Below are 24,629 nucleotides of genomic sequence, written 5' to 3'. Positions count from 1 at the left end.
GCGGCAGCTCCTACGGTTCGGTGAACCACTTCGCGGACAACGCCGCCAACCGCCCATCGGCCTTGATCCGCTGCAACGCACCTTCCAGGCTGGCGTGAAATGCCGGATTACCCTTCTGAAACGGAATCGCCAGCTCCACCGGGGTCGCTTTCGGCTTCTCTTCGGTCAGCGCCTGCACCAGCACCATTGGCCGTGGCTGCTCATCTTTCTTCGCCCACAACTGCGAATCGACCTTGCCGTAAGACTCGCTGAAGTCGAAACGATCCTTGAGTTCAGGTGTCAGTGCTATGTGGTTGAGCGCGACGTCGTATTTGCCGCTTTCAACGCCCTGGAGCAGGTCGGCTTCGTCGGTGACGATGAAGTCGGCGCGTACATCCAGCTCGTTGGCCAGCAGTTGCCCAAGCTCGACCTCGAACCCCGTGAGTGTGTCGCCATCCTTGAAATTGAAGGGCGGTGTATTAGCCTCAAGGGCAATGCGCAACTCGCCACGGTCGTTGATGTCATCAATCAGTTCGGCGTGAGCCAAGGGGCTCAGAAGGGGTAGCAGGCAGATCAGGCCAGGCAGAAGGCGCATGGTCACTCCTTTGAAATCATTATTGCGATGCTCTGAGTCAGGCTCGCTTTGCTATGGTTGTCGAGTGCCTTCGACAACGAATGGTCATGAAGTTGTCATGACCGCGCGGATTTTACGGAAAAACTGGAGAAGAGAATGAAAACGTTTATGTCACGAGCAGCCTTGGCTGGCCTGTTGATGGGTGTTTCAGTGCTGGCCAGTGCAGCGACCCCGGCGCCTAAAGGTGCCGAAGTGTTCATCGTTTCTCCCGAAGACGGGGCCACGGTTTCTCAGGAGTTCAAGGTCAAGTTCGGGGTCAAGGACGTTGCGCTGGCACCGGCCGGTGACGTTACCAAGAATACCGGTCACCATCACCTGCTGATCGACGTTGACCAAATGCCGGCGGCGGGCGCGCCGATTCCGAATGATGCCAACCATATGCACTTCGGCAAGGCGCAGACCGAGGCTACGATCAAACTGGCCCCGGGCAAGCACACCTTGCAGCTGGAGCTGGGCGACAGCGGCCACATGCCGTTCGATCCGCCGATCGTGTCGAAGAAAATCACCGTCAACGTCAAATAAGTTTTCGGCGTTGCATGAAAAAGGGAGCCCGAAGGCTCCCTTTTTCATTGCTCGGCGTTCGATCAGAACAGCACGCGGCTACGGATGGTGCCGTTGACGTGTTGCAGCTTCTCTTGCGCCAGCTCCGAGTACTCGGCGTCGACGTCGATCACCACGTAACCGACTTTCTCGTTGGTCTGCAGGAACTGACCGGAGATGTTGATGCCGTTTTCGGCGAAGACCTTGTTGATCTCGCTCATCACACCTGGAATGTTCTCGTGGATGTGCAGCAGACGGTGCTTGCCAGGGTGAGCCGGCAGGGCCACTTCCGGGAAGTTCACCGACGACACCGAAGTACCGTTGTCGCTGTACTTGACCAGTTTCTCCGCCACTTCCAGACCGATGTTGGCCTGGGCTTCGGCAGTCGAACCACCGATGTGCGGGGTCAGGATCACGTTGTCCAGGCCACGCAGCGGGCTTTCGAACTCTTCGTCGTTGGAGCGTGGCTCTACCGGGAACACGTCGATGGCCGCGCCGATCAGGTGCTTGTCCTTGATCGCGTCCGCCAGGGCGTCCAGCTCGACCACGGTGCCGCGCGCGGCGTTGATCAGGATGCCGCCCTTCTTGATGGCGCGGATTTCCTTCTCGCCGATCATCCACTGGGTCGCCGCGGTTTCCGGAACGTGCAGGGTGACGATGTCGGACATGCCCAGCAGCTCGTGCAGGTTGCCGACCTGAGTGGCGTTGCCCAGCGGCAGCTTGGTCACGGTATCGTAGAAGAACACCTGCATCCCTAAGCCTTCCGCCAGAACCGACAGCTGCGTACCGATCGAGCCGTAGCCGACGATGCCCAGTTTCTTGCCACGGATCTCGAAGGAGTTGGCTGCGGACTTGATCCAGCCGCCACGGTGGCAGGATGCGTTTTTCTCAGGGATGCCGCGCAGCAGCAGGATCGCTTCGGCCAGCACCAGTTCCGCGACGGAGCGGGTGTTGGAGTACGGCGCGTTGAACACGGCGATACCGCGCTCGCGGGCAGCACTCAGGTCGACCTGGTTGGTGCCGATGCAGAAACAGCCGACCGCGACCAGCTTCTTCGCGTGATCGAAGATCTCTTCGGTCAGTTGGGTGCGCGAACGAATGCCGATGAAGTGAGCGTCAGCGATCTTTTCCTTGAGCTCGGCTTCCGGCAAGGAGCCTGTCAGGTATTCGATGCTGGTGTAGCCCGCCGCCTTGAGGACGTCGACAGCCGATTGGTGGACGCCTTCGAGAAGAAGGAACTTGATCTTGCTCTTATCGAGAGAAGTCTTGCTCATCTGCGTAAACCTGTATCCCGGAGAAAAATGGCAGGAAATGGTCAACAGACATTGACCTGGACGACAAGAAAGCCGTCACCGCAGAACTGGCCTTGGGCACTGGCCTGCGGGGTCGGTATGCTAGCATAGCCACCCCGCGAAACACTCATTCCTGCGACGTGAAGCGTCTTCAGGATGACCATGAATTGTTCGAGAGTTCTGTCGATGACCAATCCTGCCCTGATTGATGAACTGAAGACCCTGGTCGAGCCTGGCAAGGTCCTGACCGACGCCGACTCCCTGAATGCGTACGGCAAGGATTGGACCAAGCACTTCGCGCCCGCGCCAAGCGCCATCGTGTTTCCCAAGACCATCGAGCAGGTGCAGGCCGTCGTCCGCTGGGCCAATACCCACAAAGTGGCGCTGGTGCCATCCGGCGGGCGCACCGGGCTGTCCGCCGCCGCCGTCGCCGCGAATGGCGAAGTGGTGGTGTCGTTCGACTACATGAACCAGATTCTCGACGTGAACCTCACCGATCGCACCGCCGTCTGCCAGCCCGGCGTGGTCACCGAACACCTGCAAAACGTCGCCGAAGAAAACGGCCTGTATTACCCGGTGGATTTCGCGTCGGCCGGTTCCAGTCAGATTGGCGGCAATATCGGCACCAATGCCGGCGGAATCAAGGTGATTCGCTACGGCATGACCCGTAACTGGGTCGCCGGCCTGAAAGTGGTCACCGGCAAGGGCGATGTGCTGGAGCTGAATAAAGACCTGATCAAGAACGCCACCGGTTACGACCTGCGCCAGCTGTTCATCGGCGCCGAGGGCACCTTGGGTTTTGTGGTCGAAGCGACCATGCGTCTGGATCGTGCGCCGAAAAACCTCACCGCGATGGTCCTCGGCACCGCTGATTTCGATTCGATCATGCCGGTGCTGCACGCCTTTCAGGGCAAGCTTGACCTGACCGCGTTCGAATTCTTCTCTGACAAGGCCCTGGCCAAAGTGCTGGGCCGTGGCGACGTACCGGCGCCGTTCGACACCGAGTGCCCGTTCTATGCGTTGCTGGAATTCGAAGCAACCAGCGAAGAAGTGGCCAACACCGCGCTGGAAACCTTCGAACACTGCGTCGAGCAGGGCTGGGTGCTGGACGGCGTGATGAGCCAGAGCGAAACCCAGCTGCACAACCTGTGGAAGCTGCGCGAGTACATTTCCGAAACCATCTCGCACTGGACGCCGTACAAGAACGACATCTCGGTCACTGTGTCGAAAGTCCCGGCATTCCTGCAGGAAATCGACGCGATCGTCGGTGAACATTACCCGGACTTCGAAATCGTCTGGTTCGGCCACATCGGCGACGGCAACCTGCACCTGAACATCCTCAAGCCGGATAACCTGAGCAAGGACGAGTTCTTCGCCAAGTGTGCGACCGTCAACAAGTGGGTGTTCGAAACCGTCGAGAAATACAACGGCTCGATCTCCGCCGAACACGGCGTCGGCATGACCAAGCGCGACTACTTGACGTACAGCCGTTCGCCGGTCGAAATCGAGTACATGAAAGCGGTCAAAGCGGTATTCGACCCGAACGGCATCATGAACCCGGGCAAGATCTTCGCGGTTTGATTGGCAATCCCCTGAATCAATGAAGGCAGGAGTCGGTAAATGAGCTATCAGCACCAGTACGTCGACGGCACGCGCATTCACTTCCCGATCGGGAAAGTGGTGTGCATTGGCCGTAATTACGCCGAACACGCCAAGGAACTGGACAATCCGGTGCCTACCGAACCGTTGCTGTTCATCAAGCCGGGCAGTTGCGTGGTGCCGCTGGAAGGCGGGTTCAGCATTCCGACCGAGCGCGGCTCGGTGCACTACGAAGCGGAAATCGCCGTGTTGATCGGCAAGCCGCTGTCGACCAAGCCGAGCCGCGAAGAAGTGCTGGATGCGATCTCCGGCTTTGCTCCGGCGCTGGATTTGACCCTGCGCGACAAGCAGGCCGAGCTCAAGTCCAAGGGCCTGCCATGGGAAATCGCCAAGTCGTTCGACGGCGCGGCGGTGATCGCGCCGTTCGTGGTCGGCAGCACGTTCCCAGACCTGACCGACATCGGCATTCGCCTGACCATCAACGGTGAAGTGCGTCAGGACGGCAACAGCAGCGCGATGCTCAACCCGATCGTGCCGATGATCCAGCACATGGCCGGCTGCTTTTCGCTGCAGGCCGGCGACGTGATCCTCACCGGCACGCCAGTGGGCGTCGGCCCGCTGAATGTCGGCGACGACATTGTGCTGGAACTGGTTGGCGCGAGCAGCTTCAGCAGCAGCGTGCGCTGACCGAACGCATCCGATACACAGCAACTGTGGCGAGGGAGCTTGCTCCCGCTGGACTGCGCAGCAGGCCCTTGAAAAGCAGGGACGCTTCGCGCCCCCGCCACAATAAATCCCCTCACAACAGGGCTCACTCCCACACTGGTTATGTGTCGCGGCTCGCAAAGCCGCACGCCAATCCCGCCATTTGCCGTTTTTTTCACATTCTGTCCGGATAATTCCTCTCATTCTGGCGTCTGAGCCGGCCTCTTTGTGCTATTACCCATAGCCTGAATTTTCGGAACGCGTCCCTGATGTCAGCTCAAACACAGCTCAATCCTCCTCGTCGCTCACGTTTTGCCCTGCGCTGGTATGTCTGGCTGTTGCTGGTGCTTGCCGCTGTGTACGGCCTGGCGTTTGCCATGCATTGGGACGACCGTGGCCTGCTCTGGTTGCGCGAGCGTTTCGAAAGCCAGGCCGAGCAGAAAGCGAGCATCTGGTTGCCGGACTATCGTGTGGTCATCGACGGTAAATTGCTGCCGGGCATGGAAAAGGACGAGGCCTCTGACCTGTCCTACAACCCGCAGACCAAAACCCTGTTTTCAGTGATGGGCAAGAACCCGTTCCTGGTTGAACTGACCCTGCAGGGTGATGTGCTGCGCAAGATGCCGCTGGTGGGCTGGAGCAATCCGGAAGGCGTGACCGTGTTGCAAAACGGCCTGATGGCGATCGTCGATGAGCGCGAACACCTGCTCTCCATCGTCAAGGTCGATGCCGAAACCCGCGAACTGCAGCGCGACCAATTCCCGAAATACGATCTGGGCCCCTCGAAAGACCAGAACAAGGCGTTCGAGGCGATCACTTGGGATCCGCGCAATCAACAGTTGCTGCTGGGCGAAGAACGGCCGCCGGCGCTGTTCACCTGGAAAAGCGACGGCAGCCAGATCCTCAAGGGTGACAAGCAGAAGCTGGCCAATGATGAGCTGGATATCCGCAACCTCTCGGCGCTGGCCATCGACCCGCGTACCGGCCACACCCTGGTGCTGTCCGCCGATTCGCATCTGTTGCTGGAGCTGGACGAGAAGGGCGAGCAAGTCAGCTTCATGACCCTGCTGGGCGGCTTCAACGGTTTGAAGAGCACCATTCCCCGCGCCGAAGGCGTGACCATGGACGACGCGGGTACGCTGTACATGGTCAGTGAGCCGAACCTGTTCTACCGTTTCGAAAAGCAGAAATAACCACCTGAATCTCTCCCTGTAGGAGCTGCCGCAGGCTGCGATCTTTTGCTTTTGTTTTTCAAGATCAAAAGATCGCAGCCTGCGGCAGCTTCTACACGGTTCTGTTGTGGACAAGGGCAAGTGGCCATTAAGCTTCAGTTCAGACAGGCGTGATATTTCATCCGCCTGTTTTGATCCCGAGCCTGCCTGAATGCGTCGACTTGCCCGTCCCAAGCCCCTGTTTGCCATCCTGTCAGTGATTGCCCTGATCGCGTTGATCGCGATCGGCCAATACCTGCGCCTGTTCGAGCGCGCCTGGTTCAACCTGCACAGCGTGTGGCAACCGTTAAGCAGCCAGGCCATCGGCCTGGATCAGTACCAGGTCGAGGTCGAGGCTCGGGTCATCGACGGGCTGAACGACGATGTGTCGGCGCTGACCTACGATCCGCTGCGCAAAAGCCTGTTCACCGTGACCAATAAGCACGCCGAATTGGTCGAGTTGTCGCTCGACGGCAAGATCCTGCGGCGTATCGCACTGATCGGCTTTGGCGATGCGGAAGCGGTGGAGTTCATCAGCGCCGACACCTACGTGATTACCGACGAGCGAGAGCAACGGCTGATCAAGGTGCATCTTGAGCAGGACACGACCTTCCTCGATGCGGCGGATGCCGAACAGATGACACTTGGCGTGCACATGAGCGGCAACAAGGGCTTCGAGGGCCTGGCGTATGACTCGGTGGGCAAACGCCTGTTCGTGGCCAAGGAACGCGACCCGATGCTGATTTATGAAGTGCACGGATTCCCGCACTTCAATCCGGAAAAATCCTACGCGGTGCACGTGATCAATAATCCCAAGCGCGATGCGGGGATGTTCGTGCGCGATCTGTCGAGCCTGCAATACGACGAGCGCAGCGGCCATTTGCTGGCGCTGTCCGACGAGTCGGGGCTGATTCTGGAACTGGATGTGGATGGGCGTCCGCTGAGCACACTGTCACTCAACAGGGGCCGCCAAGGCCTACAGAAAAGCGTGCCGCAAGCCGAAGGGATCGCGATGGATGACGACGGGACGTTGTATCTGGTGAGTGAGCCGAATCTGTTTTACGTCTTCAAGAAACCTGCGCAAAACTGATCAACACCACAAAAAAGTAGGAGTGAGCTTTGTGGCGAGGGGATTTATCCCCGATGGACTGCGCAGCGGTCCCAGCTCTTGGGGCCGCTTCGCTGCCCATCGGGGATAAATCCCCTCACCACAGGTTTCACTCCTACAGGTTTTGCATCTGCCTACAAATGGTGGGCAGTCTCTGCTTACTCAGCCTTCAGCGTTTTTACACCTTCGCTGGTGCCCAGCAACAGCAGATCCGCCGGGCGCGCCGCGAACAGGCCGTTGGTGACCACGCCGACGATCGCGTTGATCTGCGCTTCCAGCTCCACCGGGTTGGTGATCTGCAGGTTATGCACGTCGAGGATGATGTTGCCGTTGTCGGTCAGCACGCCTTCGCGGTACACCGGGTCGCCGCCCAGTTTCACCAGTTGGCGGGCGACGTGGCTGCGGGCCATCGGGATCACTTCCACCGGCAGCGGGAATTCGCCCAGCACCGGCACCAGTTTGCTGGCGTCGGCGATGCAGATGAAGGTCTTGGCCACGGCCGCGACGATCTTCTCGCGGGTCAGGGCGGCGCCGCCGCCCTTGATCAGGTTCAGGTGCGCGTCACTCTCGTCGGCGCCGTCGACGTAGAACTCGAGGTCGCTGACGGTGTTCAGCTCATACACCGGAATGCCGTGGCCCTTGAGGCGCGCGGCAGTGGCTTCGGAACTGGCGACCGCGCCATCGAACGCACCCTTGTGCTGGGCCAGCGCATCGATGAAGCAGTTGGCGGTGGAGCCGGTGCCGACCCCGACGATGCTCTTGTCATCGAGTTTCGGGAGGATGAAGTCGACGGCGGCCTGAGCCACTGCCTGTTTGAGTTGATCCTGGGTCATGCGGGCTCCGGAAGCGGGCAAGGTGAGTTCGGAAAGGCCGGCATTATAGCCCCCATGCCCGGCGAAAACTCCTGTGGTGAGGGGATTTATCCCCGATGGAGGGCGAAGCGCTCCCAGCCCCCCTCGCAAATATTGCGCTCTCAGGTTGACGACGGCTGCGCCGCCGGTCGGGGATAAATCCCCTCACCACAATGAGGTTTACATCACAAACTGTTCGCCCCGGCTAAAACCCCCTGTTCAGTGTGGTCGTGCGCCCAAAAGCCGGGTTAGACTCGTCGGTCCCGCCCAATCGCCAGTGATGCTTTCCGATGCTCGAACAGTACGTCAAAAAGATCCTCACCTCGCGCGTTTATGACGTTGCCGTAGAAACCCCGCTGCAGAACGCTCGCCAGCTCTCCGAGCGGCTGGGCAATGACATTTGGCTCAAGCGTGAAGACTTGCAGCCAGTGTTCTCGTTCAAGATTCGCGGCGCCTACAACAAGCTGACCCAGCTGACCGACGAAGAGCGCGCCCGTGGCGTGGTCACCGCGTCGGCGGGCAACCATGCGCAGGGGCTGGCGCTGGCGGCGAAAGTGCTGGGTGTGAAAGCCACCATCGTCATGCCCAAGACCACTCCGGAGATCAAGGTCGAAGGCGTGCGCTCGCGTGGCGGCAAAGTCGTGCTGCACGGCGATTCGTTCCCGGAAGCACTGGCCTACTCGCTGAAACTGGTCGATGAAAAGGGCTACGTCTACATCCACCCGTACGATGATCCGCACACCATTGCCGGGCAGGGCACCGTGGCGATGGAAATTCTGCGCCAGCACCCGCAACCGCTGGACGCGATCTTCGTGCCGGTCGGCGGCGGCGGTCTGATTGCCGGTATCGCGGCGTACGTGAAATACCTGCGTCCGGACATCAAGGTCATCGGCGTCGAGCCGGACGACTCCAACTGCCTGCAAGCGGCCATGGCCGCCGGTGAGCGCGTGGTACTGCCGACCGTGGGCATCTTCGCCGACGGCGTGGCGGTGGCACAGATCGGCCAGCACACCTTCGACATCTGCAAAGACTACGTCGACGAAGTGATTACTGTCAGCACCGACGAGATTTGCGCGGCAATCAAGGATATCTACGACGATACCCGCTCGATCACCGAACCTGCCGGCGCCTTGGGCGTGGCGGGGATCAAGAAGTACGTCGAACTGCGCGGCGTCAGCGGCCAGACCTTCGTCGCCATCGACTCTGGAGCCAACGTCAACTTCGACCGCCTGCGCCACGTCGCCGAGCGCGCCGAACTGGGCGAGGGTCGCGAAGCGATCATCGCCGTGACCATTCCTGAGAAGGCCGGCAGCTTCAAAGCCTTCTGCGAAGCGATCGGCAAGCGCCAGATCACCGAATTCAACTACCGCTACAACACCGGCAGCGAAGCGCACATCTTCGTCGGCGTGCAGACGCACCCGGAAAACGACCCGCGCAGCGCGCTGCTGGCGAGCCTGACCGAGCAGGGTTTCCCGGTACTCGACCTGACCGACAACGAACTGGCCAAGTTGCACATTCGTCACATGGTGGGTGGCCATGCGGCGCACGTGATCGACGAGGTGGTGTTCCGCTTCGAATTCCCGGAGCGCCCGGGTGCGCTGTTCAACTTCCTCAACAAGCTCGGCGGGCGCTGGAACATCTCGATGTTCCACTACCGCAACCACGGCGCAGCTGACGGCCGTGTGGTCGCGGGCCTGCAAGTACCGCATGACGAGCGCCATCTGGTGCCGGCGGCGCTTGAGGAAATCGGTTATCCGTACTGGGATGAAAGCGAAAACCCGGCCTATCAGTTGTTTCTCGGCTGAGCGGCTACGCTGATGGGCAGGCCCTGAGGAAATCGAACAATGGAAACGTTAACTGCCCTGAAAACCGCGCACATGGTCGCCACTGTAGTATTGCTGGCCGGTGCGCTGGGACTGGGAGTCTGGGTGTTTCTGGCAAAACGCAAGGGTGATGCAGCGGCGGGCAGCCGCACCTTGCAACGGCCACGGGTGTTCATCTGGCTGTTGATGGGCCTGGCACTGTTGAGCATGCCGTTCACGGGCTGGGGCATGGTGCATCTGGTCGGCTGGCCGCTGGGGCAGACCTGGCTGCTGGCCTCCAGCGTGCTGTACACCGTGGCGGCGCTGGCATGGTTCTGGTTGCTGGTGCGGTTGAATCGCTTGCGCAAGGCGCCGGGCGGGGTGGGGCGGTTCAGCCTGGCCTTGGCGTTGTTCAGCTTTGTCTGCTTTATCGCCATTGCCGGGTTGATGGGCGCCAAGCCTGTTTAAAGCTTGAGACCGCGTTGCTTTAATCGCTGGCAAGCCAGCTCCCACAGGATCTGTAGCGAACACAAATGGTGTGACCACCTGAAAAACCTGTGGGAGCTGGCTTGCCAGCGATAGCTATATCAGCCGCGCAGACTAATGACTGGCCAGCCCCGCTTCTCGGCTTCGGCCCGCAGATTCGGATCCGGATCCACTGCCACCGGGTTCGCCACCTGCTCCAGCAGCGGCAAGTCATTCATCGAGTCGCTGTAGAAATAGCTGTCATCCAGCGAATGCCCGGTTTCCTCCAGCCAGCGATTCAGGCGCGTCACCTTGCCTTCGCGGAAGCACGGAATGTCGGTGCTGCGCCCGGTGTAGCGGCCATCGACCATCTCGCACTCGGTGGCGATCAGGGTTTCAACGCCCAGGCGCACGGCAATCGGCGCGGTGACGAAGCGGTTGGTGGCGGTGATGATCACCAGTTTGTCACCGGCGTCACGGTGCTGTTTCAGCAACTCCAGCGCCTTGGGCAGCATGATCGGCTCAATGCAGTCGCGCATGTAATCGTTATGCCACTGCTCAAGCACGGCCATTTCGGTGCGACCGAGAATCTCCAGGCAGAAGTTCAGGTACGCGGCGTTATCCAGCTGGCCGGCCAGGTAATCCTGATAGAACTCGTCGTTGCGCGTCTTGTACGCCACCGGATCGAGGAAGCCGCGTTCGCACAGATAGTCGCCCCAAGCGTGATCGCTGTCGCCGCCCAGAAGGGTGTTGTCCAAATCGAATAGAGCCAGGCGCATTGCAGTTACCCGCTGAAAAGTCAGTAAAAAGGCGACAAGAATACGGTCTTTTCACAAGAGTGCACATAAGGTAGGAACCTTCGTTGCCGCCTTATCAAGCTTTGTGGAACAATGCGGCGACATGCGTTTGCGAGGTTGTTGCCGTGATCGACCCCGATGGTTTCCGCCCCAATGTCGGGATCATTCTGACGAATGACGCCGGCCAGGTGCTATGGGCTCGCCGTATCAATCAAGATGCCTGGCAGTTTCCGCAAGGGGGAATCAACCCCGAGGAGACGCCGGAAGACGCCTTGTACCGCGAGCTGAACGAAGAAGTTGGCCTGGAACGTGAAGATGTTGAAATACTGGCCTGTACCCGGGGCTGGTTGCGCTATCGTTTGCCGCAACGTCTGGTGCGTACCCACAGCCAACCGCTGTGCATCGGCCAGAAACAGAAATGGTTTCTCCTGCGCCTGATCTCCAACGAGCAGCGGGTGCGGATGGATTTGACCGGTAAACCGGAGTTCGATGGCTGGCGCTGGGTCAGTTATTGGTATCCGTTGGGCCAGGTGGTGACATTCAAGCGCGAGGTGTATCGACGCGCCCTCAAAGAGCTTGCCCCGCGCCTTTTAGCGCGCGACTGACGACGGAGTTCGACCCCGAGCCATGCTCAATACGCTGCGCAAGATCGTCCAGGAAGTTAACTCCGCCAAGGATCTCAAGGCGGCGTTGGGGATTATTGTGTTGCGCGTCAAAGAGGCCATGGGCAGCCAGGTCTGCTCGGTCTACCTGCTTGATCCCGAGACCAACCGCTTCGTCCTGATGGCTACCGAGGGCTTGAACAAGCGCTCGATCGGCAAGGTCAGCATGGCACCCAACGAAGGTCTGGTGGGTCTGGTCGGCACGCGTGAAGAACCCCTGAACCTCGAAAACGCCGCGGATCACCCGCGCTACCGCTACTTCGCCGAAACCGGCGAGGAGCGCTACGCCTCCTTCCTCGGGGCGCCGATCATTCACCACCGCCGCGTCGTCGGCGTATTGGTCATCCAGCAGAAAGAACGCCGCCAGTTCGATGAAGGTGAAGAAGCCTTCCTCGTGACCATGAGCGCGCAGCTCGCCGGCGTAATCGCCCACGCCGAGGCCACCGGTTCGATCCGTGGTCTGGGCCGTCAGGGCAAGGGCATTCAGGAAGCCAAGTTCGTCGGCGTACCGGGTTCGCCAGGTGCTGCGGTGGGTACCGCGGTGGTCATGCTGCCGCCAGCGGATCTGGACGTGGTGCCGGACAAGCACATCACCGACATCGACGCCGAACTGGCACTGTTCAAGACCGCCATCGAAGGCGTGCGCGCCGACATGCGCGCCTTGTCCGCCAAACTTGCGACCCAGCTGCGTCCGGAAGAGCGCGCGCTGTTCGACGTCTACCTGATGATGCTCGACGATGCCTCGCTGGGCAGCGAAATCACCACCGTGATCAAGACCGGCCAGTGGGCCCAGGGTGCGTTGCGTCAGGTGGTCACTGAGCACGTCAACCGCTTCGAACTGATGGATGACGCCTACCTGCGCGAGCGTGCGTCGGACGTCAAAGACCTCGGCCGGCGCCTGCTGGCTTACCTGCAGGAAGAGCGTCAGCAGAACCTGGTCTACCCGGAAAAAACCATTCTGGTCAGCGAAGAACTGACGCCGGCCATGCTCGGCGAGGTGCCGGAAGGCACGCTGGTCGGTCTGGTGTCGGTCCTCGGCTCGGGCAACTCCCACGTCGCGATCCTGGCCCGGGCCATGGGCATTCCGACGGTAATGGGCCTGGTCGATCTGCCGTACGCCAAGGTCGACGGCATCGAAGTGATCGTCGATGGTACCCGTGGCGAGGTCTACACCAACCCCGGCGACGTGCTGCGCAAGCAGTTCGCCGAGGTGGTCGAAGAAGAGAAACAACTGGCGCTGGGCCTCGACACCCTGCGTGATCTGCCGTGCGTGACCCTCGACGGGCACCGCATGCCGTTGTGGGTCAACACCGGTCTGCTGGCCGATGTGGCGCGGGCGCAGAAGCGCGGCGCCGAGGGCGTCGGCCTGTACCGCACCGAAGTGCCGTTCATGATCAACCAGCGCTTCCCGAGCGAGAAGGAACAGCTGGCGATCTACCGCGAGCAGCTCGCCGCGTTCCACCCGCAACCGGTGACCATGCGCAGCCTGGACATCGGCGGCGACAAGTCGCTGTCGTACTTCCCGATCAAGGAAGACAACCCGTTCCTCGGCTGGCGCGGGATTCGCGTGACCCTCGACCACCCGGAAATCTTCCTGGTGCAGACCCGTGCGATGCTCAAGGCCAGCGAAGGCCTGAACAACCTGCGGATCCTGCTGCCGATGATCTCCGGCACCCACGAACTCGAAGAAGCCCTGCACCTGATCCACCGGGCCTGGGGCGAAGTGCGCGACGAAGGCACCGACGTGCCGATGCCGCCGATCGGTGTGATGATCGAGATTCCGGCCGCGGTGTATCAGACCAGGGAACTGGCGCGCCAGGTGGACTTCCTGTCGGTCGGCTCCAACGACCTGACTCAGTACCTGCTGGCGGTTGACCGCAACAACCCGCGAGTAGCCGATCTCTACGACTACCTGCACCCGGCGGTGCTGCAAGCCCTGCAGACCGTGGTGCGCGACGCGCATGCCGAAGGCAAGCCGGTGAGCATCTGCGGCGAAATGGCCGGTGATCCAGCCGCCGCGGTGCTGTTGATGGCGATGGGCTTCGACAGCCTGTCGATGAACGCCACCAACCTGCCGAAAGTGAAGTGGATGCTACGCCAGATCAACCTGAGCAAGGCCAAGGATCTGCTGGCCGAGCTGATGACCATCGACAACCCGCAGGTTATTCACAGCTCGCTGCAACTGGCGCTGAAGAATCTCGGCTTGTCGAAGATGAATCCGCCGGCGGTCAACAAGGCCCTTTAAAAGGCTGATGGCCCTGTGGCGAGGGAGCTTGCTCCCGCTGGAGTGCGGAGCGCTCCCAATTCGGTCAATGAGATTCTTCTGAGAGATCGCATTGGCTGGGTTGCGGCTGCTTCGCACCCGAGCGGGAGCAAGCTCCCTCGCCACAATGGTTGCTCACTTTCAGGTATTGATCTCCACCTCCCCCAAATGCCCGCCATACGGCCCGAAACTGCGCTCGATCATCCGCCGCGTGCCGTCCGCCTGCACAATCAACACGGTACTCGCTCGCGTCCCGTAACTCTGGCTGGCGATGAACACGCTCGACAGCAGTGATTCGGTCGCCAGCCCGACTCCGGTGTCCGGCAGTTCGGCAAACGGTGCGGTGTGCGCATCGCCCAGCAACTCCAGCAACTGCGCAGGTTGTGGATCGTCCAGCACCGCGCTCAGGGCGGCCTTGGCCTTGAGCAACTTCGGCCACGGCGTATCCAGCCCGGCATTCGACAGACCGTAAACCCCGGGTTCGAGCATCACCGGTTCAGACGTTCGCGCATTGAAGTGCCACAGCTCATGGGCATTACCCAGGAGCAGGTTGAACCCGGCGTACTCCGGCGAGCGCGCGACCACATTGCTCAAATAATCATCAATCGACGCATCGCCCGTGAGAAACCGCGCCACCAGCTCGCCCCGCGACGTGCGCGCCGGCGGCTGGCGCGGATCGCGGATATTGGTCAGCGCGGCGAAGCGCCCGTTGGCGCCAATCCCCAGCCAGGTGCCGCCAGCCTCCAGATCGCGCCCGGCATGTACGTGCGGCGCATCGGCCCATGACGCCAGCGGCTGGCTCGGGCGGGCGTAGAACTCGTCACGGTTGGCCGCGACGATCAGCGGCTGGGCATGGCCCGGGCGCCAGGCGAAAACGATCAGGCACATAAGGTGGTCCTTGTGTGTTTTCTGCTCACTCTACGCAGTCGGCGTCCGTGCATCCATCGCAAGTGGAGCCGGAGGGCATGCATCCGTTACCATGCCGCTCCGGTTTTGGGGATGCGTCTGGGAGACGGTCATGGAATTTCTGCTCTATCTGGCGTTGGGCGCCTGTGCGGGCGTGCTGGCCGGGCTGTTCGGGGTGGGCGGCGGGATCATTATTGTCCCGGTGCTGGTGTTCAGTTTTACCTTGCAGGGATTCGATCAGTCGATCCTCACGCACCTGGCGGTAGGGACATCGCTGGCGACCATCATCTTCACCTCGGTCAATGCCGTGCGCGAGCACCATCGGCGCGGTGCGGTGCGCTGGCCGATCTTCATGTGGATGACCGTGGGCATTCTGCTCGGCGCCGGTTTTGGTGCGCTGACCGCCGAGGCGATTTCCGGGCCGAACCTGCAGAAGATCATCGGCGTGTTCGCCTTGGTGATTGCCGTGCAACTGGCGCTGGAGGTCAAACCCAAGGCCAGTCGAACGGTGCCGGGCAAACTGGGTCTGACCGTGGCCGGCAGTGTGATTGGCTGGGCCTCGGCGATTTTCGGGATCGGCGGCGGTTCGCTGACCGTGCCGTTCCTGACCTGGCGCAGCGTACCGATGCAGCAAGCGGTGGCCACGTCGTCGGCCTGCGGTTTGCCGATCGCCTTGGCCAGTGCCTTAAGTTTCATGATTCTGGGCTGGCATGATCCGTTGTTGCCGCCGCATAGTCTCGGTTTTGTTTATTTGCCGGCGCTGCTGGGCATTGCCCTGACCAGCATGGTATTCGCCCGTCTCGGCGCGCGTCTGGCGCACAAGTTGTCGCCGCGCTTGCTGAAACGGCTGTTCGCCGCTTTGCTGTTCTGCGTGGGCCTGAATTTCCTGCTCTGAGCCTCTGGTTCAGAACAGGCCGCAATCCTGGCTTAATCCTGAGGTGGCAGCGTCGCCCGGGAATTTTGGTTTCAACTCTAACGAGGAGTCGCAATGCTGCCTTACCCGCAGATTGACCCGGTGGCCCTGGCCATCGGTCCGCTGAAAATCCACTGGTACGGCCTGATGTACCTCGTCGGCATCGGCGGCGCATGGCTGCTGGCGTCGAGCCGGATCAACCGTTTCGACCCGACCTGGACCAAGGAGAAACTCTCCGATCTGGTGTTCTGGCTGTCGATGGGGGTGATTGTCGGTGGACGTCTGGGTTACGTGCTGTTCTATGACCTGAGCGCCTACATCGCCAACCCGACGCTGATTTTCGAAGTGTGGAAGGGTGGCATGTCGTTCCACGGCGGCTTCATCGGGGTGATGCTCGCCGCGCTGTGGTTCGGCAAGCGTAACGGCAAGACCTTCTTCCAGCTGATGGACTTCGTTGCGCCGATGGTGCCGATCGGTCTGGGTGCCGGGCGTATCGGCAACTTCATCAACGCCGAGCTGTGGGGCAAGCCGACCGACGTGCCGTGGGCGATGATCTTCCCGCCGTTCAGCGATCCGGCGCAGCTGCCGCGTCACCCGTCGCAGTTGTATCAGTTCGCGCTCGAAGGCGTCGCGCTGTTCCTGATCCTGTGGCTGTTCTCGCGTAAACCGCGTCCGACCATGGCGGTATCGGGCATGTTTGCGCTGTTCTACGGCATCTTCCGTTTCATCGTCGAGTTCGTCCGCGTCCCGGACGCGCAACTGGGCTACCTGGCCTGGAACTGGCTGACCATGGGTCAGGTGCTGTGCGTGCCGATGATCGTCGGCGGGCTGTTCCTGATCTGGCTGGCCTATCGTCGTGCGCCGGCAGCGCCGCTCGCGCCGACCGCTTAAACTACGAACCCCGGCGCGCGACGCCGGGGCTCAAAGGACACAGGTAACTCATGAAGCAATATCTCGAACTGGTCTCGCACGTTATCCAGAACGGCACCAAACAGGCCAACCGCACCGGCATCAACACCATCAGCTTCCCGGGTGCGATGCTGCGTTTCGATCTGCAGGAAGGTTTCCCGGCGATCACCACCCGCAAGATGGCCTTCAAATCGGCCATCGGCGAGATGTGCGGTTTTCTGCGTGGCGTGAACAATGCCGCTGAATTCCGTGCGCTGGGCTGCAAGGTCTGGGACCAGAACGCCAACGAAAACGCGCAGTGGCTGGCCAACCCGTTCCGTCAGGGCGAAGACGACCTCGGCGAAATTTACGGTGTGCAATGGCGCAAGTGGCCGGCGTACAAGCAGATCCCGCTGAGTAACACCGCCGCCATCGAACAAACCCTGAACAACGGCTACAAGCAGATCGCCCAAGGCGAAGAGGATGGTCAGGCCTACGTGGTGCTGTACAAAGCCATCGATCAAGTGCGCCAGTGCGTCGACACGATCATCAAGGATCCAGGCAGCCGCCGCATCCTGTTCCACGGCTGGAACTGCGCCCAGCTCGATGAAATGGCCCTGCCGCCGTGCCATCTGCTGTACCAGTTCCACCCGAACGTCGAGACCAAAGAGATCTCCCTGACCCTGTACATCCGCTCCAATGACCTGGGTCTATTATACCCCCTCGACGAAACCGCACATTACGCAATGGCTGCGTAGTAAGGCTTTACCTTCCAAGCTCATTTATTGTGCCCCAATACGAAATGCACATTGTGTATAGTACGGGCCGCTTTGAAGAGAGAGGAAGCCGTGAAGGTCATCGCAGTTAGGGGCGCCCCCCTAGATTTCAGAGAGTCCCCAACCAGGCGGGACGACTCATCCGAAGAATCCCCAATTCAGGAAGCCGTGAACGTCACAGGGACAGCCGTCTTTGATGATGATGAGCGCCTCATGCCTTTGATTTCGGGTTACCTATCCCACGCGCTTCAGAAAGCCTATATATCCCAGCAGACGGCCATCACCTATGGTCGCAACCTTGGGTACACCTGCGAGTACCTGACGAACCGCCGTGAGTTTCGTGATTGCGAGCGTGACTCGGCGTTCTTGGAAATCCGCACCCACGTGATCGAGGAGTACTTCGCTCACCTGCGCGAGGACGAGGAGCTTTCCAAGAAGACGGTGCGCAACCGGGATTCGTCTTTGATGGCGTTTTTCAATGATTCTCTATGCCGGGGAGTGGACGACGCACCCGCGCCTCGTACCGCGCCTAACCCCTACACTGCCGGCTACCTGTCCCCCCGTCCCAACAAGAGCTTGGTAGTGGCTTGTTCCCTGAATGATCTCAGAGAGCTCATCCTGGCTACGCAGAGTGAGCGTGAGCGCTGCTTGCTCCAGTTCATGTACGACGCAGGCGTGCGCCGCTCAGAAGTCCCGCGAGTGACCCTCAAGGCCATTGATGATGCCCTTCGATTCCAGGACACGTTGTTCATCTCGCCTGGTGTTTCAGAACCGGTAAACGCGGACTACTGCCCGCTGCATATTGATGGAAGCAAAGGCCCTGCGGACTCATTTAAGCCCCGCCAGACGTTGGTCAGCCGCGCCACGCTGCTGCGCATCAAGAAGTACCATGCTTCGCCGCTGTACAAAATGACTAAGCGTCAATTCAAGGGGGCTGAGAACACCCCTGCTTTCCTGAATGCGGAAGGGGGTGAGTACACCCCTCGCTCGATCTCCAAGCTCTTGGAGCGCACATCCGAGCGAGCGCTGAACCTGCTGAAAATCGACAGGATGATCTCTCCCCACAAGTTGAGGCACGGGAATGCTTATGCCCTGTTGAGAACGCCAGACATTGGTAGTGATTACCTTGACCGGCTAGTGAGCGTGCAGAAGACGCTTGGTCACTCGCGCCTCAGCACGTCGGAAACCTATACCCAGATCCCCTACGACCTCTACCAGAAGCTCGTACGCCCCGGAACTGAAACCAAGACGAAAGCAGGCGAGATGGCTGAGCTTTCCCAGCAGACGCGCCTGAAAATTGATGCGGGAGATATGAAATGAGTCGGTTGACTAGCGCTCAGGCAGACGCCGTCATTGAGTCATTTGTGGCCCGCGCCACTGATGATCGGGAGTCGTTGCTGAAGGTATGTCTGAGCAGGGGGGACGAGTTGGCGGTGGCTCCTAAATACCTCATCGAACAGACTAATCTGAACCCAGGTACGATCTCAAAGCGCGTCTCAAGCTTTGAGCCGATCTTCGAGGCGATGCGCGCCGAAGGAATTATCGTACCTGGCCATCCGTCTGGCGCCTGCGATTGGCGCCGTAGGCTGCTTGCCTGGTACGAAGGCATGTCTATGGAGGAGAAGCTGGCGATTCCAGTGGCTGCCAATACCATCAGGGATCGTGGCTTCATGAGCGAGATTCCTGAATTGGCTGGCTTCAAATCAGCCAGGGCGAGCTTCGAACTGGTGCGGATCACGTTTGAGGAGATTCTCGATGATCTTCGCAAGCTTGGTGTTCTTGACCCTAACTATCAAACCGTCGAGCAGCGTATCGCCTCGAAGACGGTAGTCGAAAAGACTGAGTCATTGCGAGACGGCTTCAACGCTTTGCGCTCAGTCCGCATCCATCGCCTGTCCGACCTCGTAAGCCCGGAACCGGAGCGCCCCTTCCAGCACCTGCTGCACCTCTTCAGTGCTTCATCAATGAAGAGCAGTAGTGCGTCAGGGCAGTCGAATTTCATTGAGGCTTTCAAAAACTTCCGAGCCTATCTCAAGGATGCCAACTACACAGGCTTGGAGGACATTAGGGAGCTCGTAACCCCGTATTCCCTCCCCAAGTTCAGGGGATATCTCCAGGAAAAGATCTTGGAGCGTTCGCTGTCGACCAGCCACAGCAGTTCGATGATGAGCTCTGCTCGGAAAATGATGGCGCGCGCAGTCCAAATCGAGGGTCTCGGGCTGAGCAGCTACGTCGCAGCTACAGGCTTCGATGCTGAGCGTGAAACTGACCAGTACAAGCCTTATCCCCAGGCTGTCCGAAACCGTATTTCGCAGGTCATTGAGCAAGAAATTGATGAAACCAATCGCTTGGCCCAGGCTTACGTTCCAAGCCAGGTAGGGGAAGATCCGCTGAACGCTGACGGAAGAGTACGCCGAGGCTTTAACACTCTGGATAACGCACGGTGGATTTTTGAGAACAAACTCAACTGCAAGCCCCTAAACTTCGAATCCGTAGATAAAAACGACCTTTATCAACGGGCGTTTATGTCGATTATCTCGGCTTCGCCAATTTCGATCTTCGAGGTTTATAAAAGCTGGGGCGTGCAGTATCAGGTTGATGGTCGAGTCATTGCGCCGTACATCGCTCGGCTTGCCCAAGTTACCGGGATGAATGCTGACTCGCTGCTGGGACTGGAGCTGGATGATTTCATTGAGCGCCATGACTTAACGGATCGGCCTTGCTTGCTGTATTGGAAAGAGCGTTCTGAAGGCGCGAAGATGCTTCATCTAGATATCTTCCATGCGGAGATCTCTTGGCTGACCACCTCTCAAGGCCGTGTGGTCAAGAAAATCTTTGACGATGTGAAGCACCTGACCCGTGAGATTCGCTTGAGTGCGCCTGTCGAAGCCCAGAACAAGCTCTTCATTTACCGCTCAAGCTCTCCCAGGAAATACGGGGTTGTAGATTCCTTTGAGAACTCAGGTGGCAACCAGCTCAATAAGACCCTGGACAAGTTCTCTCAGGATCACGGGCTGCTTGACGAAGATGGTAATCCTCTCAAGCTCTCACCGTCACGTTTCCGACCTAGCTTCGTAAGCGAACTGATCGAGCGCGGCGTCTCTCCACGTGAGATCCAGGTTCTCCTGGGGCATAAGAGCCTAAGCACCACCATGGCCTATCTGGATCAGATGGACTTCAACCCCATGGCGCGCCGAATGCTGAATAAGGTTCTCCATGAAATGCAGCAAGACACGTTAGAGGAGGCTCCGAAGCTGATCCCGACCAAGACTATCGAGCCCACGCCCGAGGCGATGCCACTGCGTTCTGGCCTTGCCACATGCATGAACGTTTTTGACCCACCTGCTTTCATCAAGGCGTTGGCAAGCTATGACCCCAGCAAGCCCTGCACGCTGTTCAACATGTGCCTTTCATGCAGCAACAGCATCATCACGGTATCGCACCTGCCGGAGCTCTTCGCCATGCGGCGTGACTACCAAAGGATGATTGAAGTCAACCGGGTGCTCGATACGCCCTACGGAGCCGTCATCCTGGACAACCTTGATGTGCTAAACAACCTTCTAGATCCTGAGACATCGGACTTTTCCGCAGAAGAGCTGACCAAGGCTGAGCGCCTCTCTGAAAACCTGCAGGTCAGTGTTTTGACCGAGGGAGTAACGCTATGAACCATGCTCTGATCCCTGAACTCGCTGCGTACAAACAGTGGCGTACAACTGCTCACACCCTGCTGCTTGAGTTGCGCAGAAACATCGCCGATCCGACTCCTGTGTCGCTGGAAGCACTCTCTTGGTACCAGGCGCTGATGGCGTTGCCTGTCAGTAAGACATCCGTCTTGGGCGACGCCGTCTGGGACTTCAATGACGATCATCCGAACGCCGCCAGGAATGTCCAAGGAGCCAAGCTACGGCTCAATTTTGACTCGTACCCATTGCTCAACCAGTCGGCGGTCTTGGAGGTCAAGGTGGCCCTGTATTGCTGGCTGAAGATGCCAGCGGCAACGCGCTCGTTTGCCTCGCCAAGGAACATCAAAGCCAACACCGCCATTTCATGCATGAAGGCTGGATTGAGCTTCCTGGATACGATGTCGGGGCAGGCGCGCCAGCTGATGACGGATGAGTTCTTCGAGGTTGGACACCATGGTCTGACGTACTTTGATGCGGGTATGTACCGGGAGGCAGCGCTCATTCATCCCTACGCCTTTGGCCCTGATCTCAAGAAGTTCTTTACCTTGGTCAGGTCGCCATTTTTCGAGGAGCAGATTTTCGAAGAGCCACTGCCTTACGTTCAGCTGGAATCGCTCGCCTGGGCCAAGGTACTCAAGCACGTCCCTGATTCTGAGCGCACATACCGTATTCTGCCGAACGATGTGTTCGAGAAGGCTTCTCGCGAGGCGTCGTTCGCAGTGGTCGACTTCCTAAGCACTCTGGGGGAGCCTGTGGATGACCTGGTTGCCCTTACCCGCCAAAACGCTAGCGGCTACTCGTTAGCCAACGCTCAAGAGCTGTCGCGTTACAATTTCGAGTTGTACGTAGCGCTGAGGCTGCGGAGAAAAGGCTATGACTCCGGTGCGATGGCGAATGCACTGTCCGCAGCTTTTGGCTGCATTCCATCTACGTTCCAATCTGGCTCTGGTCGACATGATTTTAAGGCGACCGAAACGTTACTCAAGCTCTCAGATTCCAAACTGGACGATGATTTCCGTAGGTACATCAATTTCGTCTCGTACAGTGCCTGCTATCTCGTGGCGCAGTACACCGGCATGCGGCCCTCAGAGCTCTCCGAGATCCTAGTCGAGTCGTGCATGGAGCAAGAGAGCGACTACTGGTTGCTGATCAGCAACGTGATCAAGCATCGCCAAGGCTTGGCCAAGCTGTTCGACGACAAGTGGATCGCGATTCCGATTGTGCGTGACGCCATCCGTGCCGCTTGCCTCATCGCTAAGGTAAAGCAGAATCCTTACCTGTTCTCCAATGTGGATACTGTCGCGCAGGACGCCGAACCAAACTCAATGTCCTCGCTTGGAATCACTCACCAGTTCAGAGCTTTCTTCGAGGATATTCTGACGGACGAGGAGTTCGAGTCGCTGGAATTCTCGCCTTACACGTTGCGACACACCCTGGCTTACCAGATGGCCAGGGCTGAGCTTGGGCTCCCATTCATCTCTCACCAGCTAAAGCACTTCGGTGACCTTATCGGTGGTGCTGGCCAGAACAAGGCGTTCAGTGCGGTGACGCTTGGGTACGGAGCGATCGCTGAGATCTTGTCCAAGGGTGGGCGTTCATCTAGCAAGACGCCGACGCAAATGGCAGAGGAGGAGTACATCCAGAGCTACTGCGATCCCGACGGAAACTACGCCGGCCCCAATGCGGAGAGCCACAAGGCGCGGATGAAAAAGGTGTTCAGCGGGTACATGGCGGCTGGCTACACCAAAGAGCAAATCATCGCCCAGATGGCCAAGAAGCGCATGGCGATCATCAACGTGGGACAAGGCTTCTGTTATGGCGGTCAACGTGAGGTATTTGACGAGTCTCTGCCCTGCATCGGATCGCTGCGTTGCAATCCGAATCGGTGCAAAAACGCCGTGGTCACCAAGGCTCACGCTCCTAAATGGCGGGAGATCTATGTGCAGAACAGCTTGGCCTTGAGCTCTCCGAACTCAGCAGGCTCTGAGGAGGAGTTGCGAGCGGCGATGGAGGAAGCCAAGGGTGTGTTGGAGCATCTGGGTGAGGAGGTCGAGGTATGACAGTCCAGGCGTTTGATGCCAAGAATAAGCTCGACTACGACCGGAACACTGAGCTGCTGGCTCAGGGGCTTATGCAGATTGCCTCTGATCCGAAACTGAAGCCGACGATGGCGGAGCTGAGCCGCATCACAGGCATTCATCGCAACACTATCCGACAGCGCGACTTCCCGGCGCAGCGGCTTGAGGCGATCAAGGACAACCGCCGCATTGCAGTGCTCGCTCAGAGGGTCAAGGCTGAGAAGAAGCAGGATCCCAAGACGATTCTGATGCAACGCCTTGAAAAGAGTCGATTGGAAGTGCTTTATTGGTTCAATAGGTATCAGGATTCTGAGAACTCTTGTGCCACGCTCGACAAGAGATTGGACACTGTCCGCGAGTCTAGGGACTACTACCTCCAGCTCGCAGATGAGCTGCGTCAGAAGATCAAAGAGCAAGATACTGAAATTTTGAAATTGCGTGACGCACTGGATTTGGTCAGCGCGAACCTTGAGGAACCGAAATGAAGATGTACCACGATTTGCTGGCCGACGTGCTAGAGAATGGCGTCGAGAAAGGCGATCGCACCGGCACCGGCACGCTGAGTGTCTTCGGTCGCCAGTTCCGCCACAACCTGGAGGATGGCTTCCCGCTCCTCACCACCAAGAAGCTGCATTTCAAGAGCATCATCAACGAGATGATCTGGTTCCTGAATGGTGACACGAATACCAAATGGCTGAAGGAGCATGGTGTCAGCATCTGGGATGAGTGGGCAACTGAAGACGGTGACCTCGGCCCGATCTACGGCAAGCAGTGGACGGCCTGGCCTACCCAGGACGGCAAGGCCATCAATCAAATCGACTACGTCGTTCATACGCTCAAGACTAACCCAAACAGTCGTCGGATTCTCTTCCATGGATGGAACGTCGAGTACCTTCCTGATGAATCGGTGAGTCCACAAGAGAATGCCCGGAATGGGAAGATGGCATTGCCACCATGCCATTTGCTCTATCAGTTCTATGTAGCCAACAATAAGTTGTCGGCGCATCTATACATTCGGTCGTCAGACTTATTGCTCGGAAATCCCTATAACCTAGCAGGGGTTAGTTTTTTAACTCATATGTTGGCGCAGCAGTGCGATTTGGGAGTTGGCGAGGTTGTAGTTACAATGGGTGATGCGCATATTTACTTGAATCATATTGAGCAAGTTAACCTGCAACTGACTCGTGATCCGCGCCCTCTGCCTAAGTTGCAGTTCAAGCGCAAGCCGGACAGCATTTACGATTACAAGTTTGAGGACTTTGAGATTGTGGGCTATGACCCACATCCTCATATTCCTGCTCCTGTATCGATCTAACTGAGTCGATGCCTGGCTAGCCAAATTTTGGTTGGCCAGGATGGGAATTTTGAATGGTAAGCATAGGCCTCGCCTCATCGCTTTAGGCTTCGGGTTTTGCAGGACGCAATCAGGCAACCGCCAAGGAGTTCAAATGTACCTCACGATCATGAAGCCACAAGC

The 24,629-nt window shown here is 58.9% G+C and carries 21 protein-coding genes and 1 pseudogene; 17 read left to right on the top strand and 5 right to left on the bottom strand.

All coding sequences use genetic code 11. The features are described from left to right. Positions 1-10: 10 nt before the first annotated feature. Entirely contained in the window at positions 11-574 is a 564-nt protein-coding gene (locus HXW87_RS01790; RefSeq protein ID WP_121182513.1) for a transporter substrate-binding domain-containing protein, read from the bottom strand. 135 nt (positions 575-709) lie between these two features. Between HXW87_RS01790 and HXW87_RS01785 the strand changes: the two genes are divergently transcribed. Next, complete coding sequence (locus tag HXW87_RS01785; protein ID WP_041072147.1) at positions 710-1,135, top strand: DUF4399 domain-containing protein; 426 nt, start codon at positions 710-712, stop codon at positions 1,133-1,135. Between the two features lie 62 nt (positions 1,136-1,197). Here the strand turns inward: HXW87_RS01785 and serA are convergent, their stop codons facing one another. Next, positions 1,198-2,427, bottom strand: a complete 1,230-nt coding sequence (gene serA, locus HXW87_RS01780) for a phosphoglycerate dehydrogenase (RefSeq protein ID WP_003229219.1) — start codon at positions 2,425-2,427, stop codon at positions 1,198-1,200. A gap of 204 nt (positions 2,428-2,631) precedes the next feature. Here serA and HXW87_RS01775 point away from each other — a divergent pair, with 204 nt between their 5' ends. The 4 genes from HXW87_RS01775 (at position 2,632) to HXW87_RS01760 (ending at position 7,050) form a co-directional block, all read left to right on the top strand. Then, positions 2,632-4,026, top strand: a complete 1,395-nt coding sequence (locus tag HXW87_RS01775) for an FAD-binding oxidoreductase (RefSeq protein WP_121182511.1) — start codon at positions 2,632-2,634, stop codon at positions 4,024-4,026. Positions 4,027-4,065: 39 nt separating this feature from the next. Beyond that, the gene (locus HXW87_RS01770; protein ID WP_027610530.1) at positions 4,066-4,731 is read left to right on the top strand and encodes a fumarylacetoacetate hydrolase family protein; all 666 of its coding nucleotides are present in this window, start codon (positions 4,066-4,068) and stop codon (positions 4,729-4,731) included. A gap of 287 nt (positions 4,732-5,018) precedes the next feature. After that, the gene (locus HXW87_RS01765) at positions 5,019-5,942 is read left to right on the top strand and encodes an SdiA-regulated domain-containing protein (RefSeq protein WP_095668075.1); all 924 of its coding nucleotides are present in this window, start codon (positions 5,019-5,021) and stop codon (positions 5,940-5,942) included. A gap of 190 nt (positions 5,943-6,132) precedes the next feature. Continuing rightward, positions 6,133-7,050, top strand: a complete 918-nt coding sequence (locus HXW87_RS01760; protein ID WP_239778362.1) for an SdiA-regulated domain-containing protein — start codon at positions 6,133-6,135, stop codon at positions 7,048-7,050. 176 nt (positions 7,051-7,226) lie between these two features. On the opposite strand, the gene rpiA is transcribed toward HXW87_RS01760, so the two are convergent. Continuing rightward, positions 7,227-7,901: a ribose-5-phosphate isomerase RpiA gene (gene rpiA / locus HXW87_RS01755; RefSeq protein WP_041072157.1), complete on the bottom strand. Its 675-nt coding sequence runs from the start codon at positions 7,899-7,901 to the stop codon at positions 7,227-7,229. Between the two features lie 308 nt (positions 7,902-8,209). On the opposite strand from rpiA, the gene ilvA reads away from it, so the two are divergent. Together ilvA and HXW87_RS01745 are read left to right on the top strand one after the other, a co-directional pair. Next, entirely contained in the window at positions 8,210-9,724 is a 1,515-nt protein-coding gene (gene ilvA / locus HXW87_RS01750) for a threonine ammonia-lyase, biosynthetic (RefSeq protein ID WP_041072159.1), read from the top strand. A 39-nt stretch (positions 9,725-9,763) separates the two neighbouring features. After that, complete coding sequence (locus tag HXW87_RS01745; RefSeq protein ID WP_095668078.1) at positions 9,764-10,189, top strand: DUF2269 domain-containing protein; 426 nt, start codon at positions 9,764-9,766, stop codon at positions 10,187-10,189. Positions 10,190-10,308: 119 nt separating this feature from the next. Here HXW87_RS01745 and HXW87_RS01740 read toward each other — a convergent pair whose 3' ends face one another. Further along, positions 10,309-10,965, bottom strand: coding sequence for an HAD family hydrolase (locus tag HXW87_RS01740; protein ID WP_047297181.1), 657 nt, complete (start codon positions 10,963-10,965; stop codon positions 10,309-10,311). 143 nt (positions 10,966-11,108) lie between these two features. Between HXW87_RS01740 and HXW87_RS01735 the strand changes: the two genes are divergently transcribed. Together HXW87_RS01735 and ptsP are read left to right on the top strand one after the other, a co-directional pair. Beyond that, positions 11,109-11,588 carry an RNA pyrophosphohydrolase gene (locus tag HXW87_RS01735; protein ID WP_003229203.1) on the top strand — a complete coding sequence of 160 codons (480 nt, stop codon included), beginning with the start codon at positions 11,109-11,111 and terminating at the stop codon, positions 11,586-11,588. A gap of 22 nt (positions 11,589-11,610) precedes the next feature. Then, on the top strand, positions 11,611-13,890 hold the full coding sequence (gene ptsP, locus HXW87_RS01730; RefSeq protein ID WP_041072165.1) for a phosphoenolpyruvate--protein phosphotransferase: 2,280 nt from the start codon (positions 11,611-11,613) through the stop codon (positions 13,888-13,890). Positions 13,891-14,049: 159 nt separating this feature from the next. Here ptsP and HXW87_RS01725 read toward each other — a convergent pair whose 3' ends face one another. Beyond that, positions 14,050-14,796, bottom strand: coding sequence for an NRDE family protein (locus tag HXW87_RS01725; RefSeq protein WP_239778361.1), 747 nt, complete (start codon positions 14,794-14,796; stop codon positions 14,050-14,052). A 130-nt stretch (positions 14,797-14,926) separates the two neighbouring features. Between HXW87_RS01725 and HXW87_RS01720 the strand changes: the two genes are divergently transcribed. The 8 genes and pseudogenes from HXW87_RS01720 (at position 14,927) to HXW87_RS01685 (ending at position 24,467) form a co-directional block, all read left to right on the top strand. Next, positions 14,927-15,709 (top strand): sulfite exporter TauE/SafE family protein, encoded by a 783-nt coding sequence (locus HXW87_RS01720; protein WP_047297179.1) that lies wholly within the window; start codon positions 14,927-14,929, stop codon positions 15,707-15,709. A gap of 93 nt (positions 15,710-15,802) precedes the next feature. Continuing rightward, complete coding sequence (gene lgt, locus HXW87_RS01715; protein WP_239778360.1) at positions 15,803-16,618, top strand: prolipoprotein diacylglyceryl transferase; 816 nt, start codon at positions 15,803-15,805, stop codon at positions 16,616-16,618. Between the two features lie 50 nt (positions 16,619-16,668). Continuing rightward, a pseudogene (gene thyA, locus HXW87_RS01710) lies at positions 16,669-17,328 on the top strand (thymidylate synthase); the annotation flags it as partial. Positions 17,329-17,604: 276 nt separating this feature from the next. After that, positions 17,605-18,711: a tyrosine-type recombinase/integrase gene (locus tag HXW87_RS01705; RefSeq protein WP_169775904.1), complete on the top strand. Its 1,107-nt coding sequence runs from the start codon at positions 17,605-17,607 to the stop codon at positions 18,709-18,711. After that, positions 18,708-21,056 (top strand): site-specific integrase, encoded by a 2,349-nt coding sequence (locus HXW87_RS01700; protein ID WP_020190339.1) that lies wholly within the window; start codon positions 18,708-18,710, stop codon positions 21,054-21,056. The genes HXW87_RS01705 and HXW87_RS01700 overlap by 4 nt, the downstream gene beginning before the upstream one ends. Next, complete coding sequence (locus HXW87_RS01695; RefSeq protein ID WP_020190340.1) at positions 21,053-23,134, top strand: tyrosine-type recombinase/integrase; 2,082 nt, start codon at positions 21,053-21,055, stop codon at positions 23,132-23,134. The genes HXW87_RS01700 and HXW87_RS01695 overlap by 4 nt, the downstream gene beginning before the upstream one ends. Beyond that, positions 23,131-23,637: a hypothetical protein gene (locus tag HXW87_RS01690; protein ID WP_020190341.1), complete on the top strand. Its 507-nt coding sequence runs from the start codon at positions 23,131-23,133 to the stop codon at positions 23,635-23,637. Before HXW87_RS01695 ends, HXW87_RS01690 begins: the two co-directional genes overlap by 4 nt. Then, on the top strand, positions 23,634-24,467 hold the full coding sequence (locus tag HXW87_RS01685; protein ID WP_020190342.1) for a thymidylate synthase: 834 nt from the start codon (positions 23,634-23,636) through the stop codon (positions 24,465-24,467). The genes HXW87_RS01690 and HXW87_RS01685 overlap by 4 nt, the downstream gene beginning before the upstream one ends. The last annotated feature ends 162 nt before the right edge of the window (positions 24,468-24,629 follow it).

It is taken from the genome of Pseudomonas sp. Y5-11 (genome assembly GCF_022368695.1).
GTDB classification, from domain to species: Bacteria; Pseudomonadota; Gammaproteobacteria; order Pseudomonadales; family Pseudomonadaceae; genus Aquipseudomonas; species Aquipseudomonas parakoreensis.
This window is presented reverse-complemented; position numbering and strand designations above follow the sequence as displayed.